This window comes from Zoogloea sp. (assembly GCF_023150065.1).
Lineage (GTDB): Bacteria > Pseudomonadota > Gammaproteobacteria > Burkholderiales > Rhodocyclaceae > Zoogloea.
Genome location: NZ_JAKLLN010000006.1, coordinates 1 through 16,550, shown reverse-complemented (window position 1 = coordinate 16,550; position 16,550 = coordinate 1). Strand labels below are relative to the sequence as shown.

At 66.9% G+C, this 16,550-nt stretch carries 13 protein-coding genes and 2 tRNA genes; 4 read left to right on the top strand and 11 right to left on the bottom strand.

The window, feature by feature from the left end:
* Nucleotide 1 precedes the first annotated feature (1 nt).
* The gene (locus L6Q67_RS09140; RefSeq protein WP_296568307.1) at nt 2-1,372 is read left to right on the top strand and encodes an AarF/ABC1/UbiB kinase family protein; all 1,371 of its coding nucleotides are present in this window, start codon (nt 2-4) and stop codon (nt 1,370-1,372) included.
* Here the strand turns inward: L6Q67_RS09140 and folD are convergent.
* The 9 genes from folD to purU form a co-directional block, all read right to left on the bottom strand.
* Nucleotides 1,359-2,264, bottom strand: a complete 906-nt coding sequence (gene folD / locus L6Q67_RS09135) for a bifunctional methylenetetrahydrofolate dehydrogenase/methenyltetrahydrofolate cyclohydrolase FolD (RefSeq protein ID WP_296568305.1) — start codon at nt 2,262-2,264, stop codon at nt 1,359-1,361. The genes L6Q67_RS09140 and folD overlap by 14 nt on opposite strands.
* Nucleotides 2,265-2,499: 235 nt before the next feature.
* Nucleotides 2,500-3,861 carry an FMN-binding glutamate synthase family protein gene (locus L6Q67_RS09130; RefSeq protein ID WP_296568303.1) on the bottom strand — a complete coding sequence of 454 codons (1,362 nt, stop codon included), beginning with the start codon at nt 3,859-3,861 and terminating at the stop codon, nt 2,500-2,502.
* A 41-nt stretch (nt 3,862-3,902) separates the two neighbouring features.
* Nucleotides 3,903-4,592 carry a protein glxC gene (locus tag L6Q67_RS09125; protein ID WP_296568301.1) on the bottom strand — a complete coding sequence of 230 codons (690 nt, stop codon included), beginning with the start codon at nt 4,590-4,592 and terminating at the stop codon, nt 3,903-3,905.
* Nucleotides 4,580-5,488 (bottom strand): class II glutamine amidotransferase, encoded by a 909-nt coding sequence (locus L6Q67_RS09120; RefSeq protein ID WP_296568299.1) that lies wholly within the window; start codon nt 5,486-5,488, stop codon nt 4,580-4,582. Before L6Q67_RS09120 ends, L6Q67_RS09125 begins: the two co-directional genes overlap by 13 nt.
* A 63-nt stretch (nt 5,489-5,551) precedes the next feature.
* Nucleotides 5,552-6,880, bottom strand: a complete 1,329-nt coding sequence (gene glnT, locus L6Q67_RS09115; RefSeq protein ID WP_296568297.1) for a type III glutamate--ammonia ligase — start codon at nt 6,878-6,880, stop codon at nt 5,552-5,554.
* A 36-nt stretch (nt 6,881-6,916) separates the two neighbouring features.
* The gene (locus L6Q67_RS09110) at nt 6,917-10,486 is read right to left on the bottom strand and encodes a 2Fe-2S iron-sulfur cluster-binding protein (protein ID WP_296568295.1); all 3,570 of its coding nucleotides are present in this window, start codon (nt 10,484-10,486) and stop codon (nt 6,917-6,919) included.
* Entirely contained in the window at nt 10,483-10,740 is a 258-nt protein-coding gene (locus tag L6Q67_RS09105; protein ID WP_296568293.1) for a sarcosine oxidase subunit delta, read from the bottom strand. The genes L6Q67_RS09110 and L6Q67_RS09105 overlap by 4 nt, the downstream gene beginning before the upstream one ends.
* A 25-nt stretch (nt 10,741-10,765) precedes the next feature.
* Entirely contained in the window at nt 10,766-12,007 is a 1,242-nt protein-coding gene (locus tag L6Q67_RS09100; protein WP_296568291.1) for an FAD-dependent oxidoreductase, read from the bottom strand.
* Between the two features lie 123 nt (nt 12,008-12,130).
* Nucleotides 12,131-12,991, bottom strand: a complete 861-nt coding sequence (purU, locus tag L6Q67_RS09095; protein WP_296568289.1) for a formyltetrahydrofolate deformylase — start codon at nt 12,989-12,991, stop codon at nt 12,131-12,133.
* A gap of 149 nt (nt 12,992-13,140) precedes the next feature.
* Between purU and L6Q67_RS09090 the strand changes: the two genes are divergently transcribed.
* On the top strand, nt 13,141-13,743 hold the full coding sequence (locus L6Q67_RS09090; protein ID WP_296568286.1) for an XRE family transcriptional regulator: 603 nt from the start codon (nt 13,141-13,143) through the stop codon (nt 13,741-13,743).
* A gap of 72 nt (nt 13,744-13,815) precedes the next feature.
* Here the strand turns inward: L6Q67_RS09090 and L6Q67_RS09085 are convergent, their stop codons facing one another.
* Both L6Q67_RS09085 and L6Q67_RS09080 read right to left on the bottom strand, forming a co-directional pair.
* A complete protein-coding gene (locus tag L6Q67_RS09085; RefSeq protein WP_296568284.1) occupies nt 13,816-15,210 on the bottom strand; it encodes an ammonium transporter in 1,395 nt (464 codons plus the stop codon).
* Between the two features lie 10 nt (nt 15,211-15,220).
* On the bottom strand, nt 15,221-15,559 hold the full coding sequence (locus tag L6Q67_RS09080; RefSeq protein ID WP_296568282.1) for a P-II family nitrogen regulator: 339 nt from the start codon (nt 15,557-15,559) through the stop codon (nt 15,221-15,223).
* Nucleotides 15,560-15,987: 428 nt separating this feature from the next.
* On the opposite strand from L6Q67_RS09080, the gene L6Q67_RS09075 reads away from it, so the two are divergent.
* Together L6Q67_RS09075 and L6Q67_RS09070 are read left to right on the top strand one after the other, a co-directional pair.
* Nucleotides 15,988-16,063, top strand: a tRNA-Gly gene (locus L6Q67_RS09075).
* Nucleotides 16,064-16,112: 49 nt separating this feature from the next.
* Nucleotides 16,113-16,187: transfer RNA gene (locus L6Q67_RS09070), tRNA-Thr, on the top strand.
* The last annotated feature ends 363 nt before the right edge of the window (nt 16,188-16,550 follow it).

Sequence of the window (16,550 nt, the reverse complement as noted above, 5' to 3'; positions counted from 1 at the left end):
CGTGTCCGACAGGCGTACGCCCAGGCCCCCTGCTCCCTTCGCCGTTCCCGGCAGCCGCCTGTCGCGCCTCGCGCGGCTGGGCGGCCTCGCCTCGGGGGTGGCCGGCGGCATGCTCGCCGAGGGTCTGCGCCAGCTCGCCCAGGGCCGGCGGCCCAGCGTCAGTGAGCTGCTGCTGACGCCCGCCAATGCCCGTCGGGTCACCGATCAGCTCTCCCAGTTGCGCGGTGCCGCCATGAAGGTGGGGCAGCTGCTGTCCATGGACGCCGGCGACCTGCTGCCGCCCGAACTCGCCGACATCCTGGCCCGCCTGCGCGCCGATGCCCGCCCCATGCCCATGAGCCAGCTGGTCACGGTACTGGAGGCCAGCTGGGGGCCGGGCTGGGAGAAACAGTTCCGACGCTTTTCCTTCACCCCCATGGCCGCCGCCTCCATCGGCCAGGTGCATGCCGCCGAAACCCTGGACGGACAGCCCCTGGCCATCAAGGTGCAGTACCCGGGGGTACGCCAGAGCATCTCCAGCGATGTGGACAACGTCGCCACCCTGCTGCGCCTGTCCGGGCTGCTGCCTTCCTCCCTGGATGTGGCGCCCCTGCTCGGCGAGGCCAAGCGACAGCTCCACGAAGAAGCCGACTACCTGCGGGAGGGCGCGCAGCTCCAGCGCTTCGGCGCCCTGCTGGCCGACAGCCCCGACTACACCCTCCCCGGGGTGCACCAGGGGCTCACCACCCCCGACATCCTGGTCATGGGCTTCGTGGACGGCGTGCCGGTGGAGTCACTGGCATCCGCGCCCCAGGCGGAGCGCGACCGGATGATGGGCCTGCTGTTCTCCCTGCTGTTCCGGGAGATCCTGGAATTCCATCTGGTTCAGACCGACCCCAACTTCGCAAACTACCGCTACGACAGCGCCTCCCGGCGCCTGGTGCTGCTGGATTTCGGCGCCACCCGGGCCTACTCCCCGGCCATGGTGGATGCCTACCGGCGCCTGCTGAGCGGTGGCGCCCTGGGCGACACGGCCGGCATGAACGCCGCCGCCAGCGAGATCGGCTATTTCCAGGCCGACATCCGGGAGCACCATCGCCGCCTGGTGCTGGACATCTTCACCCAGGCCTGCGAGCCCCTCCGCCACAGCGGCCCCTACGACTTCGGCACCTCGGACCTGGCCCTGCGCATCCGCGATGTGGGCCTCAGGCTGGGCATGGACCGGGAGTTCTGGCACACCCCGCCAGCCGATGCCCTGTTCCTGCACCGCAAGATCGGCGGCCTTTATCTGCTGGCTGCGCGGCTCAAGGCCAGGGTCGATATTCGCGCCCTGTTCCTGCGCCACGCGGTCGAGGCCGCGGCCGCGGCCGCGGCCACGCTCAAACCCCTTTGAGCACCGGGGCTTCCCAGTCCTGGTAGTCGTCGGTCTGGCGGATGCGCAGGGCGCGTTCGGCCGAGCGCAGGGTGTTCTCGATCAGCATGGTCACCGTCATCGGGCCGACGCCGCCCGGCACCGGGGTGATCCAGCTGGCCTTCTCCTTCACCCCTTCAAAATCCACGTCGCCGACGATCTTGCCGTCAGGCAAACGATTGATGCCCACGTCGATGACGATGGCGCCCTGCTTGACCATCTGCGGCACGATCAGCCCGGGCTTGCCCGCCGCCACGATCAGGATGTCGGCGAGGATGGTGTGCTGGGCCAGATCCCGCGTCTTTGCGTGGCACAGCGTCACCGTGGCTTCCCGCTGCAGCAGCATCAGGGCCATGGGCTTGCCGACGATGTTGCTGGCCCCCACCACCACCACGTTCTGGCCCGCTACGTCGGTGCCGGTGGTGTCGAGCAGCAATTGCACGCCGTAGGGGGTGCAGGGCGGGAAGATGGTGTTGCCCACCACCAGGCCGCCGACGTTGTAGAGGTGAAAGCCGTCCACGTCCTTGTGCACGCTGATCGCCTCCAGCACCTTGCGCCCGTCGATGTGGGGCGGCAGCGGCAGCTGGATGAGGATGCCGTGCACCGCCGGGTCGGCGTTGAGACGGGCGATGGTGGCCAGCACCTCGGATTCCACCGTGTCGCCCGGCAGGGCGATATGGAAGGAGCGCACGCCGCATTCCTCGCAGGCCTTCACCTTGTTGCCCACATACACCCGGCTGGCCGGGTTGTCGCCCACCAGGATCACCGCCAGGCCAGGGGTGACGCCCTGCGCCACCAGGGCGCCGACGCGGGTCTTGAAGCCTTCGCGCAGCTGTTTCGAGAGGGCCTTGCCGTCGATGATGCGGGCAGTCATGAATTCAGTCTCCTGCAAAAAAACGGGGCGGCCCGAAAGCCGCCCCGGTGAAACGCCTTGCGGGGCGAGAGGGAGAAACAGGGTTGCGGGCCGGCCGGTGATCAGACTCCGCGGGCGACTTGTAGGGGCGACTTCAGTCGCCCATCCGCACGTTGATCACCGGCATGCCGTTGATCGAAGTCCGCGGGCGACTGAAGTCGCCCCTACAGATGTCGATCACCGGCGCGCCTTTTGCTCAGAAGCCCCGGCCGGGGATCCAGTTGGTGCCGGCCAGGGGCACGCCGGCCATGGCGGCGGCTTCGATGGTCAGGGCGACCAGGTCTTCCGGCTCCAGGTGATGCACGTTCTGCTTGCCGCAGGCCCGGGCGATGGTGGTGAGCTCCATGTTCAGGGTTTTGAGGTAGTTCTTGAGGTGCTTGGCCCCCACCGCCGGCGACAGGCGCTGCTCCAGGATGGCGTCCTGGGTGGTGATGCCGACCGGGCACTTGCCGGTGTGGCAGTGGTGGCAGAAGCCCGGGGTGGTGCCCAGCGCGTTGTAGTCGGCGATGGCGTCGTGGTGGCCGCCGTTCTGGAAGTAGGTCTCGCCGTTGCAGCCCAGGGCCACCAGCACGCCCTGGCCGATGGCCACCGCGTCGGCGCCCATGGCGAGGGCCTTGGCCACGTCGGCGCCGGTGCGGATGCCGCCGGAGACGATGAGCTGGACCTTGCCCTTCATATCGAGGTCTTCCAGGGCATTCACGGCCTGGCGCACGGCGGCCAGGGTGGGGATGCCCACGTGTTCGATGAAGCAGGTCTGGGTGGCGGCGGTGCCCCCCTGCATGCCATCCACCACCACCACGTCGGCGCCGGAATGCACGGCCAGCTTGACGTCGTTGAAGGTGCGGGTGGCCCCCACCTTCACGTAGATGGGCTTCTCCCAGTCGGTGATCTCGCGCAGCTCCTGGATCTTGATGGCCAGATCGTCCGGGCCGGTCCAGTCCGGGTGACGGCAGGCGGAGCGCTGATCCACGCCTTCCGGCAGGGTGCGCATCTTGGCGACGCGGGGGTTCACCTTCTGGCCCAGCAGCATGCCGCCGCCGCCCGGCTTGGCGCCCTGGCCGATCACCACCTCGATGGCGTCGGCCTTGCGCAGGTCGTCCGGGTTGAAGCCGTAGCGGGAGGGCAGGCACTGGTAGATCAGCGTTCTGGAGGAGCGGCGCTCTTCCTGGGTCATGCCGCCGTCACCGGTGGTGGTGGAGGTGCCCATCTCGGTGGCGGCCAGGCCCAGGGCCTCCTTCACGTTGGCCGACAGGGCGCCGAAGCTCATGCCGGCGATGGTGATAGGGATGTCCAGCTCGATGGGCTTCTTGGCGAAGCGGGTGCCGAGCACGGTCTTGGTCAGGCACTTCTCCCGGTAGCCTTCCAGCGGGTAGCGGGACATGGAGGCACCCAGAAAGACGAGATCATCGAAGTTGGGCAGCTTGCGCTTGGCGCCCATGCCGCGGATCTCGTACAACCCGTGGGCGGCAGCATTGCGGATGTAGTCGAGGGTCTTGCGGTCGAAGCCGTAGGATTCCTCGCGGGAGAGGTTCTTGAATTGCACGGGTTTGGTTTCCATGATCGTATCCTTGGTAGTCCGGGTGGGCGCGAGCCGCGGGCTCAGTATTCCTGGTTGGCGTCGGCGTTCCAGTGGTAGAGGGAACGCTTGGAGGCGATGCGCTTGAAGGCCTTGGGGTCGTGGTCGAGGCCGGCCTGGTCGAGCAGGCTGGCCACGGCGGCGATGTCCTCGGCGCTCATCTCTTCGTACTGGGCGTCGGCGCCGAGGGACTTGACCTCACCCTTCACGTAGAGCACGGCCTCGTACAGCGAATCGCCCAGGGCGTCGCCGGCGTCGCCGCAGATCACCATGCGGCCGGCCTGGGCCATGAAGGCCGAGAAGCTGCCCACCGAGCCGCCGACGACGATGTTGCCGCCCTTCAGGGAGATGCCGCAGCGCAGGCCGGCGTCACCCTCGATGACCAGCAGGCCGCCGTGGGCCGAGGCGCCAGCGCCGTTGCTGGCGAAGCCCTTGACGTGCACCTTGCCGCTCATCATGTTCTCGGCCACGCCGGTGCCGGCGCTGCCGGTAATGGTGACGGTGGCCGCCTTGTTCATGCCGCCGGCGTAGTAGCCGGCATGGCCGACCACTTCGACGTCGATGGGGCAGTCGAGGCCGACCGCGATGTTGTGGGCACCGTCGGGGTTGAGGACGGTCACGTGGCCGACTTTGCCTTCCTTGGCACCCGTGTGCAGGAAGGTGTTGAGCTCCCGCAGGGGCTGTGCGGCCAGGTCGAAGGTCAGGCGTTCCATACGTACATCTCCTCGGGGGCGGGTTCAAAAACAGTGGCGTGCTTGATGCCGGGCAGGTGGGCCAGGGAACGGAATTCGGAGGCGATGGCCACGTAGTCGTCGGTCTCGGCCACCACCGCCGGCTTGCAGGCGAAGGGGTCGCGGATCAGGGCCAGCTTGTCGGGGGTGCCCATCAGAAAGGTGAAGAAGCCGTCCAGCTCTTCAAAACCCTTCTGCAGCGCGGTCTCCAGGTCGTCCCCTTCACGCAGGCGCCATTCCAGGAAGCGGCAGGCGGCCTCGGTGTCGTTGTCGGTCTCGAAGCGGATGCCCCGCGGCTCGAGCATGCGGCGGATGCCGTTGGGGTTGGACAGCGAGCCGTTGTGCACCAGGCAGAAGTCCTCCCCAGCGGTGAAGGGGTGGGCGCGGTCGGGGGTCACGGCGGATTCGGTGGCCATGCGGGTGTGGCCCACCAGGTGGGAGCCGGTCAGCTTGTCGAAGCCGTAGCGGGCGGCCACCTCGGCCGGGGTGCCGATGTCCTTGTAGAGGTCGATGCTGCGCCCCGTGGACAGGATGTGCAGCTTGGGGTGGTGCTCGGCGATCCAGCGCTTGATGATGGCCGGGGCCACGTCGAAGCTCAGGATGGCGTGGTTGCCCTTGGGCTCGACGCTCACCGCGACGCCCAGGTGCTCCTTGAGGGCGTGGCCCAGGCCCAGCCAGTTGAAGTCGGCGCCGTCTTCGGTGAGGCCGGAGTAGATGCTGATCTTGCGCTCGGTCTCGGCGAGGGGGTTGCCGAACACCGCCAGGCCGGCAGAGTCGGGGCCGCGCTCGGTCATGCCGATGAGCATGGGCACCATCAACTCGCCGAGTTTTTCACGCAGGGCCGGTGTCTTCACCAGCAATCCGACGATTCCACACATGGTTGCTTCTCCTTCGTTAAGTCTTTGATTCGTTGATCCTGTTTCGTCTGAACCTGCAGGGGCTCAGAAAAATTCCAGGTAGTTCTTGATTTCCCAGTCGGACACGTGGCGCATGTACTCCACCCACTCCATGTGCTTGAGGCGCAGGAACTCGCCGGCCACAGGGCCGAGGGCCTTGCACAGCACGGTGTCCTTCTCCAGGGCCAGCAGGGCTTCGTGGAGGTTCTGGGGCAGGATCTCGATGCCGGCGGCCTTCAGCTCTTCCGGGCTGAGGGCGTACAGGTTCTGGTTGTGGGGTTCGCCCGGGTCCAGGTTGCGCTCGATGCCGTCGAGGCCGGCGGCGATCACCGCGGCGGTGGCCAGGTAGGGGTTGCAGGCGCCGTCGGGCAGGCGCAGCTCCAGGCGGCCGTGGGGGATGCGCACCATCGACGAGCGGTTGTTGTCCCCGTAGCTGATGTAGGCCGGGGCCCAGGTGGCGCCGGTGAGGGAGCGGCCCACCACCAGGCGCTTGTAGCTGTTGACCGTGGGGGCGCAGATCGCCGCCAGGGCCGGCGCGTGGGCCAGGATGCCGCCCAGGAACTGGTAGGCCAGCTTGGACAGGCCCAGGCCGCGCTTGTCGCTCTTGTCGGCAAACAGGTTGGTCTTGCCGTCGCCGATGGACATGTGGATGTGCATCCCGTTGCCCGGCCGGTTGGCGAAGGGCTTGGGCATGAAGGAGCAAATCATGCCCAGGTCGTTGGCGATCTCCGAGGCGGCCATCTTGAACAGCAGGTAGTGGTCGGCAGAGGTCAGGCAGTCGGCGTAGGTGTAGTTGATCTCGAACTGGCCGTTGGCGTCCTCGTGGTCGATCTGATAGACGTCCACATCCACCGCCCGCAGGCTGTCGGTGAGGGTTTCGAGAAACTCGCGGTTGCGCGACAGGCCCTTGTAGTCGTAGCAGGGCTTGGGCAGCGTGTCGGTGGGATCGGTGGGGATGATGTTGCCGTCGGCATCCTTCTTGAGCAGGGAGAACTCCGGCTCCAGCCCGGTGAAGAAGGTGAAGCCCTTGGCCTCCAGGCGCTTGACCTGATCCTTGAGCACCACGCGGGTGTCCAGAGGCCAGGGCTCGCCCTTCACATGGCCGTCGCAGGCGATGCGGGCGTAGCCGGGCTGCCAGGGCACCAGGGTGAGGGTGTCCAGATCACCGATGGCCATGTAGTCGGGGCCGTTGGGCTCGATGCCGAGGCCCCACACCGCGAAGCCCGCAAAGCCGGCTCCGGTGGTGAGAATGCTCTCGAAATGGGCGGCGGGAACTGCCTTGGTCTTGGCGGTGCCGTGGATGTCGACAAACTGCGCCAATACGTACTTGACGTCGTTGTCGACGAGAAACTGCTTGGCTTCTGTGGGCGTCATGGCCGCTCTCCTGAAAGTGGGTTGGGTTCGGGCGATTCAGTTGAAGCTGTGGGGGGCAACGGCGCCGCCACCCAGCTCGGTGGCGATGCCGAGCAGGGTTTCCCACAGGTAATGTCCATACGTGCCGTCGCACCAGATGCGTGCGGCCGGCAGCCCCTTGCGCACCTCCGGGATCACGGTGACGCCGACCCCGACCATCGAGGTGAGCACCACCGGCCGCCGGGCCGGGTCGAGGGGGCGAAGATTGACGTTGCAGGTCTGGCGCAGCAGCTCGTCCAGGCGTGCCCCGCCGACGATCAGCGCGGCGTCCTGGCGCAGCACCGGGTACACACCGGGGCCACGGGGCGCAGCGGCGATGGGGGCGATCAGGGCATCCGGGCCTTCGACCAGGAACTCGGTGAAGCCCAGCCGGGCGATCAGCCCACCGCCGTCAAGCGGCAGCCAGCTGTTGGTCTCGGGCGGGATGGGCAGGCCGAGGCTTTCCAGCCAGGCGATGGCACCGGGGCCCTTGCAGCCGTGGCGGGCCGTGAGGGACACATCGGCGATGCCAAGGCTGGCGGCCGCGGCGGCCTGGTCTTGCGGCTTGAGGAGCGTGGTGGCGAGGAGTTCGGCCACCGGGCTCACGGCGAGGTTTGTACTTGTTGGAGTACCTCCGTGCTGCGCACTGCGGTGCGAGCCTGCTTGGGGACGGCCCGGCGCAGCGCTCTCTGCGGCCTCCTTCTGCTTGAGGTTGTCCGGGTCGTAGAACGGGGTGGTGCTGACCTGGGCCTGCACCAGCGTGCCGTCGGTGAGGCGGATGCTGACGGTGCCGCCGGGGACGGCCAGATCGGGCCGCAGGAAGGCCAGGCCGATGGTGCGATCGAGGCTGGGGCTGAAGGCGATGCTGGTGACGCGGCCGGCGATGTCGCTGCCGTCGATGACCAGGTTGCACTCCAGGGGCACGGCGCCGCTGTAGCCCACCGGGAAGGTGATGCCGGCGAGCTGCTGCTTGCGCGGCTTCCTGGCGATGGCGGCGAGGCTGCGCTGGCCGACGAAGAAGGGCTTGGTCATCTTCACCGCCCAGTCCATGCCCACCTCCAGCGGGGTGGTGAGGCCATCGGTGTCCTGGCTGATGATGATGTGACCCTTCTCGAGGCGCAGCAGGCGCTGGGCCTCCACACCGAAGGGGCGAATGCCATGGGCCCTGCCGGCCTGCATCAGGGCGTCCCACAGGGCACCGCCGCTGGCGGCGGGCACGTGGATCTCGTACCCCCACTCGCCGACGAAGCCGACCCGCATCAGGCGGGCGGCAATGCCGGCCACCTCGCCCTCGCGCACCGCCAGGTAGGGGAAGGCGGCGGCCGACAAGTCCATGCCGGTGAGGCCGGCCAGCACCTCGCGGGATTTCGGCCCGGCCAGGTTCACCGCGGCAAAGGCGCCGGTGTGATTGACGATGCCGCAGTCCAGGCGCCACATCGTATTGAGGCGCGACAGCTCCCTGTAGATCGTGGCGGCCCCGGAGGTGGTGGTGGTGAAGTAGAAGTGGTCGTCAGCCAGGCGGGCCACCACGCCGTCGTCGATGACCACGCCGGACTCGTCGCACATCACGGCGTAGCGGGTCATGCCGACCTTGAGGTTGGCGTAGTTGGAGGTGTACACCCGCTCCAGGAACTCGGCGGCCTGGGGGCCGATGACCTCCAGCTTGCCCAGGGTGCCCACGTCGATGATGCCGACGCCGTTGCGCACCGCATGGGCCTCGCCGCGGATGCAGGCCAGGCGGTCCTGGCCGGCGACCTGGTAATACTCGGGGCGCTGCCACACGCCGGCCGGCATCCACTTGGCGCCGAGGGCGTCGTGGCGGCTGGTGAGGGGGGTGCGACGCTCCGGGTTGAAGCCGCGCCCGGCCAGGATGGCCATGGGGACCGGGTGGTAGAAGGGGCGCGCCGTGGTGGTGCCGACCTGCTGGGGCTCCTTGCCGGTGAGGCGGGCCAGGATGCGCAGCCCGTTCATGTTGGAGTGCTTGCCCTGGCTGGGGCCCATGCCGTTGGTGGAGAAGCGCTTGAGCAGCTCGATGTTGTCGAAGCCCTCCTGCACGGCGTTGCAGAAATCCTTGAACTGCAGGTCTTCATCGAAATCGACGAAGTTCTTGCCGGCCGGGTGATCGACGATGGGCCAGGGGTGGCTGGGGCTCTCGGCTTCGGGGGGCAGGGCCTCGCCGCTGGCCTGGCCGAAGCCGGCGGCGGCGGCGGCGTGGCTGCCGGCGCGGGTGCCGTCGGCCATGCGCCGGGCCAGCTCATGCACGCCATTGACGCGGCCACAGGCAAACACGCCGTCGGGCAGCACGTCGGGGACGAACTGTTCGACCTTCCTGTCGTAGCGCATGCGGGTGCCGGCCTGGTACAGCAGGTTGGCGGCGGGCGCCCAGCCGGTGCTCATCAGGATGCCGTCGCAGGCGATGTCGCGGCGGCTGGCGCCGGGGCTGCCATCGGCCTGCAGCGGCGCAACGCGGGCGCCGGCGCACAGGCCCTTGCCGTCGGGCAGGGCTTCGACCACGGCGTGGCCGCCGAGGATCTCGACACCGGACTGCTGCAGCAGGCGCGCCAGGGGGTCGGCGCTGCCGGCGGTGGAGCGCAGGTCCACCACGGCGGCCACACCCACACCCTGGGCCAGCAGGTCGAGAGCGGCCCGGTAGCCGTCGGCGTTGGCGACCAGCACCACCGCCTTGTTCACCGGCTTGACGCCGTAGCGGTACATCAGGCGCTGGGCGGCGCTGGCCAGCATCACGCCGGGCAGGTCGTTGTTGTGGAAGACGGCAGGCTGCTCGAAGGCGCCGCTGGCCACCACCACGCTGCCGGCGCGCATCTTGAGCATGCGCTCAGCGCTGACCAGGGGAATCCAGTGGTCCTTGTAGTAACCGGCGGCGTAGGTGCCGGTGAGCACGCGGATGCGCGGCTGGGCCGCCACCTTGACGAGCAGCTCGGCGAGCAGGCGACGGCGGCTGGCTTCGTTGCCGATCTGGTAGCTGGCGCTGCCACCGGCCCGGGCGTTCTCATCCACCACCACCACGTCGGCGCCCTGGGCGGCGGCGGAGAGGGCGGCCGACAGGCCGGAGGGCCCGGCGCCGATCACCAGCACGTCACAGAAGTCGTAGGCCTTGGGGGTGCTGCGATGGGGCGCCTGCAGATCCACCCGGCCGAGGCCGGTCATGTAGCGGAACATGCGCTCCCACATGGGGAAGAGCTTGCGGGTGTGGAAGGCCTTGTAATAGAAGCCCACCGGCAGGAAGCGCGCCATCTTGCCCAGGAAGCGGCCCTTGTCGGCTTCGAGGCTGCCGAAGGTGTTGACCGCGTTCAGGTCCATGCCGGCGACGAGCGGGGTGACGTCGGCGCGCACGTTGGGGGTGCCGCCCAGCTGGTGCAGGGCGTTGGTGTCATGGTTGGCCAGGGACAGCACGCCCCGCGGCCGGTGGTACTTGAAGCTGCGGCCGAGGACGCGCACATCGGCGCCCCACAGGGCCGAGCTGATGGTGTCGCCCTCGTAGCCCTTGTAGCTGCGGCCTTCGAAGCGGAATTCGAGGGGGCGGGAGCGGTCGATCCACTCGCCGCTGGTGGCGGGCAAACGCATCATTCTTCTCCCTGATGAAAGTAGGTCTTGAGCACGACGTCCTTCTCGGTGTCACGCTCGGCGATGAACCAGGTGTTGCTGGGGGTGTGGCACCACCACTCCTTCTTCACCCCGGGAGCGCCGTTGCGGTTGAAGACGTAGTCGGCCCATTCGTCGTCGCTGGCCAGGTTCGGGTTGGGCATGGGGCGCACTTCGCCCCAGTAGAAAAACTCGGAGACGGGGCGGGGGCCGTTGAGGGGGCAGGTCAGGATCTTCATGGTGGTTTTCCTCTCGGTGGCCGACTCAGTGGCCCACGCTCGCTGCGCCCTTTTCGCCGGTGAGGGCGTAGTTGCGGAAGCGGTCCATGGAGAAGCCGGTGATCAGCGGATGCGGGGTGTCGTTGACCAGGGTGTGGGCCATGGTCTTGCCGCAGACGGGGGTGGCCTTGAAGCCCCAGGTGCCCCAGCCGGAATCCAGGTAGAAACCTTCGACCGGGGTCTTGCCCATGATCGGGGCGAAGTCGGGGGTCATGTCGGCCATGCCGGCCCACTGGCGCATCACCTTCACACCGGAGAGGAAGGGGAACATCTCCAGCATGTGGGTGCTGAGGCCCTCGACAAAATCCAGGGTGGAGCGGGTGCCGTGCAGCTCGTACGGGTCCAGGGAGGCGCCCATCACCAGCTCGCCGCGGGCCGACTGGCTGATGTAGACGTGCAGGCTGCCGGACACCAGGATGGGGTCGAGCCAGGGCTTGATGGGCTCGCTGACCATGGCCTGCAGCGGGTGGATGTAGAGGGGCGTCTTGACGTCCACCATCTTGAGGATGCGCGGGGTGGAGCCGGCCACGGCACACAGCACCTTGCCGGTGGAGATGTAGCCGCGGGATGTCTTGACGCCCTTGACCTTGCCGGCCTGCACATCGATGCCCAGTACTTCGGTCTGCTGGTGGATCTCCACGCCGCGCTGGTCGGCACCGCGGCCGTAACCCCAGGCCACCGCGTCGTGGCGGGCCACCGAACCCGGCGCGTGGTACAGGGCGCCGAGGATGGGGGCGTGGCCGGCACAGGACAGGTCGATCATCGGCGCGGCTTCCTTCACCGCCTCCGGGCCGACCACCTCGGAGTTCACCCCGTAGTGCTTGTTCACCTCGGCACGCCAGCGCATGGTGCGCAGGGCGGAGTCGGTGTGGGCCAGGGTGAAGTGGCCGCGGTTGGCGTAGAACAGGTTCAGGTCGAAGTCGGTGGATAGGTCCTGCCACAGCTTCACCGACTCGTCGTAGAACTTGACGCCCTCGGGGGTCAGGTAGTTGGAGCGGATGATGGTGGTGTTGCGGCCGGTGTTGCCGCCGCCGATGTAGCCCTTCTCGAGCACGCACACATTGGTGATGCCGTGCTCCTTGGCCAGGTAGTAGGCCGCCGACAGGCCGTGGCCGCCGGCCCCGATGATGACCACGTCGTAGCTCGGCTTGAGCTTCTCGTGGAAGGTGAACATCCGGGGCTCCGGATGCTTCTTGTTCAGCGCAAAGCGCAGGAGTCGCCAGGGCATTTTCGAGTCCTCAGATAGCCATGCGGGAAACGGCTTGGGCCGCCCGCAGCACGGGGATGAAGGGCAGGCCGGTGATCAGCGTCCGCGGGCGACTGAAGTCGCCCCTACGGGGGGTGGCCGGGCTCATCGGAAGACGACCGTCTTGTTGCCATGCACCAGCACCCGGTCTTCCAGGTGGTAGCGCAGGCCCCGGGCCAGTACGGCCTTCTCGATGTCCTTGCCATAGCGCACCAGGTCGTCCGGGGCGTCCGAGTGGTCCACCCGGATCACGTCCTGTTCGATGATCGGCCCCTGGTCCAGCTCGCTGGTCACGTAGTGGCAGGTGGCGCCGATCAGCTTCACGCCCCGGGTGTAGGCCTGGTGGTAGGGCTTGGCGCCGACGAAGCTGGGCAAAAAGCTGTGGTGGATGTTGATGATCTGCCCCGGGTAGTTCTCGCACAGCTCGGGCGACAGGATCTGCATGTAGCGGGCCAGCACCATCACATCGCCTTCGGCTTCGCGGAACAGGTCGGCCACCTTGGCGTAGGCCGCCGGCTTGTTCTCCGGCGTGACCGGCACGTGATGGAAGGGGATGCCGTGCCATTCCACGAAGCCGCGGAAGGTCTCGTGGTTGGAGATCACACAGGGGATCTCGATGTTCAGCTCGTCGGCCTGCCAGCGCGCCAGCAGGTCGTACAGACAGTGCTCCTGCTTGGACACCAGGATCACCACGCGCTTCTTGCGGGCGCTGTCGCTGATGCGCCAGTCCATCTGGAACTCGGCGGCGATGGGGGCGAACTTGTCGCGCAGGGCCTCGATGCCGAAGGGCAGCGAGTCGGCCAGGATCTCCTGGCGCATGAAGAAGCGGCCTGCCTCGGCGTCGGCGTGGTGATTGGCTTCGGTGATCCAGCCCTGGTTCTGGGCCAGGAAGCCACTCACGGCGGCCACGATGCCAACCCGATCAGGGCAGGACAGGGACAGGGTGTAACGACGACTCGATGACATGCTCTCAACTCCGTCAGGAAGTTCATGTAGAGAATTATTTTTTCGTATGGTGCATCGCACCCCGAATCATGTCAACTATTTTTCCTACAGTGAAACAAATGCCGCCTGTGCAATAATCCCGGCATCCTTATTTCGGCGGGAGATCCCCCATGAGCGACACCGACAGCTCCGGCAGCCTGGAGCGCTACCTGGGCAACACCATTCGTGATCTGCGCCAGAAACATGGGCTGACCATCGCCGACGTGGCCAGCCTGGCGGGCATCAGTCGGGGCATGCTGTCGAAGATCGAGAACGCCCAGACCGCCACCAGCCTCGACACCCTGTCGCGCCTGGCCGGCGCCCTGGGGGTGTCCATCGCCACCCTGTTCCGGGGCTACGACGTGCGCGACGGGAGCGCACAGCTGGTGAAGAAGGGGGAAGGCATGGAGGTGGTGCGGCGGGGCACCAAGAAGGGCCACACCTATCATCTGCTGGCTTACGATCAGGGCCCGACCAAGGTCTTCGAGCCCTTCCTGATCACCATCGACCACGAATCCGAAACCTTCCCGATCTTCGAGCACCCGGGCACCGAGTTCATCTACATGCTCGAAGGCGAGATCGAGTACCGCCACGGGCAGAACACCTATGTGCTCACCCCGGGGGATTCCCTCACCTTCCGGGCCGATATCCCGCACGGTCCCGAGAAGCTCACCCAATGCCCGATCCGCTTTCTCAGCGTGCTGATGTACCCCAACCCGGGCGACGCCACCTGAGCCCAGGCCACCAGGGCCTGCCCCGCCCGGAACATCCGGACGGGGTAGGCCCTGCAGCAGACAGCGGATGGATCAGTGGTGGTAGGCCGACTCGCCGTGGGCGCTCAAGTCGAGGCCTTCCCGCTCGTCCTCCTCGCTGACGCGCAGGCCGATGGTCAGGTCGATGAGCTTGAAGGCGATGTAGGACACCACCCCGGACCACACCACCGCCGTACCCACACCCCAGGCCTGGGCCACCATCTGGGCGCCCATGTCGAAGGTGCCGGGCGCATTGGCCACGTAGTCCCATACACCGGCACCGCCCAGCTCCGGCGCGGCAAACACGCCGACCAGCAGGGCCCCCAGGATGCCGCCCACGCCATGCACGCCGAACACGTCGAGGCTGTCATCCACACCCAGCATGCGCTTGAGGCCATTGACGCCCCAGTAGCACACGATGCCGCCGAGGAAGCCCATGATGATGGCGCCCATGGGGCCGACCAGGCCGCAGGCCGGGGTGATCACCACCAGGCCGGCAATGGCGCCGGAGACGGCACCCAGCATCGACGGCTTGCCCTTGAAGATCGCCTCGACGATGGTCCACGCCACCGTGGCGGCGCAGGTGGCGACCAGGGTGTTGAAGAAGGCCAGGCTGGCGGTGGCACCGGCTTCCAGCGCCGAACCCACGTTGAAGCCGAACCAGCCCACGAACAGCAGCGAGGCGCCGACCAGGGTCATGGTCAGGCTGTGGGGAGCCATGGACTCACGACGGTAGCCGATGCGCGGCCCCACCATGTAGGCCCCCACCAGCGCGGCCACGCCGGCGTTGATGTGCACCACCGTGCCGCCTGCAAAGTCCAGCGCGCCCTTGTTGAACAGGAAACCGGCGAACTCGCCCGCCTTGGCCGCAGCTTCGGCCGAGGTGAAGGCATCCGGGCCGGCCCAGTACCAGACCATGTGGGCCATCGGGATGTAGGAGAAGGTGAACCACAGCACCATGAAGATCAGCACCGCCGAGAACTTGATGCGCTCGGCGAAGCCCCCGATGATCAGCGCCGGCGTGATGGCGGCGAAGGTCAGCTCGAAGGAGGCGAACAGGTATTCGGGCAGCACCACGCCCTTGCTGAAGGTGGCCACTACCGTCTCGGGCGTCACCCCCTTCATGAACAGTTTGTCGAAGCCGCCGATGAAGGCATTGCCGTCGGTGAAGGCCAGGCTGTAGCCATACACGGCCCACAGCACGCCGAGCAGACAGAAGATCACCAGGGTCTGCATGAGCACGGACAGCATGTTCTTGGCGCGGACCATGCCGCCATAGAACAGGCCGAGGCCCGGGGTGGCCATCATCACCACCAGCAAGGTGGCGGTGATCAGCCAGGCGGTGTCGCCCTTGTTGGGTACCGGCGCCGGCGGGGCACCGTCGGCCCAGCCCGGGGTGGAAAAGAGTGCGGCCGCAAGGAAGGGCGCGAAAGCGAGCAAGCGTTTCATGGGATTCTCCTTAGATGGCGGCCGTACCGGACTCGCCGGTACGGATGCGGACGGCCCGGGTGAGATCGAAGACGAAAATCTTTCCGTCGCCGATCTTGCCGGTGGCCGCAGCCTGTTCGATGGCGGCAATGGCGGTCTCGAGCACGTCGTCGGGCACGGCGGCCTCGATCTTCACCTTGGGCAGAAAATCCACCACGTACTCGGCGCCCCGGTAGAGCTCGGTATGCCCCTTCTGGCGGCCAAAGCCCTTCACGTCGGTCACGGTCAGCCCCTGCACGCCGACGGCGTTGAGGGCCATGCGGACCTCGTCGAGCTTGAAGGGTTTGATGATTGCGCTAATCCACTTCATGGCGCCCTCCGCAAGGGACGGCGCCCACGGCCGGGATGGCCGGGCTGCTGTGCTGGATCTTCATGGGACATGGCTCCTGTTTGCACTCAATGAAAAAAAGTTTCTCAATAAGAAGCAGGAGCTGTGCCAAGGGCCGAGGACACGAAAAATCAAGGATTTAGCGCCACCGCCAGGCAGCCCATGCACAAGAACCCGGCATCACCCGCCGCCGCTGCACCAAAGGAGGTCTCGACGCCCTGCCCCGCGTGCCCGGTACAGCCTTGAAATGAAAAGACATTCCCCACCCGAAAGCCCCCCCACCCCCATCCCGCCTCCGGGCATGGATGAATTTTTTCAATCGCGGGCTTCACAAATCGCGGGTTTCCTGTATAGTGCCGGCCTTCGGACAAGGCGCTTTCAACAGGCGTCTGCAGTACTTAAAGTCCAATGCGGCAGTAGCTCAGTTGGTAGAGCGCAACCTTGCCAAGGTTGAGGTCGAGAGTTCGAGACTCTTCTGCCGCTCCAGTTTTCCCGTCCCCCAGACAGCCATCTGGCCAGGACACAATGGGATAAGGCTCATGTAGCTCAGTGGCAGAGCACTCCCTTGGTAAGGGAGAGGTCGGCAGTTCAATCCTGCCCATGAGCACCACCCGATTGGCAAAAAGGCCGGTTCCGCAAGGAATCGGCCTTTTTGCTTTGGCGGTCGGGACAGCGGTCCACTTGCCCGCCGGGGCGAGGTGCTTCTAATGTGGGGTCGAATTCATTCGACCGCGGACGCCGATCAAAGGCAGGCCAATGATTCAGCGCGCGGAGGTCGAATGAATTGGCGCTGTTCGCGTTAAGTATGGAAAGGGTTTTCGCCCTCGGCAGGTAAGGCTCTCCATGCCTGGCAGGGTGGCCGTTACTGGCCGGCTTTCCGTTTTTTTTGCGTGACATTGGCCGGGTGTTCGCCCCGGCGGGCGACTGACTTTCTTGCTTCGCCAAGAAAGTCAGCAAAGAAGGCGACCCGCCA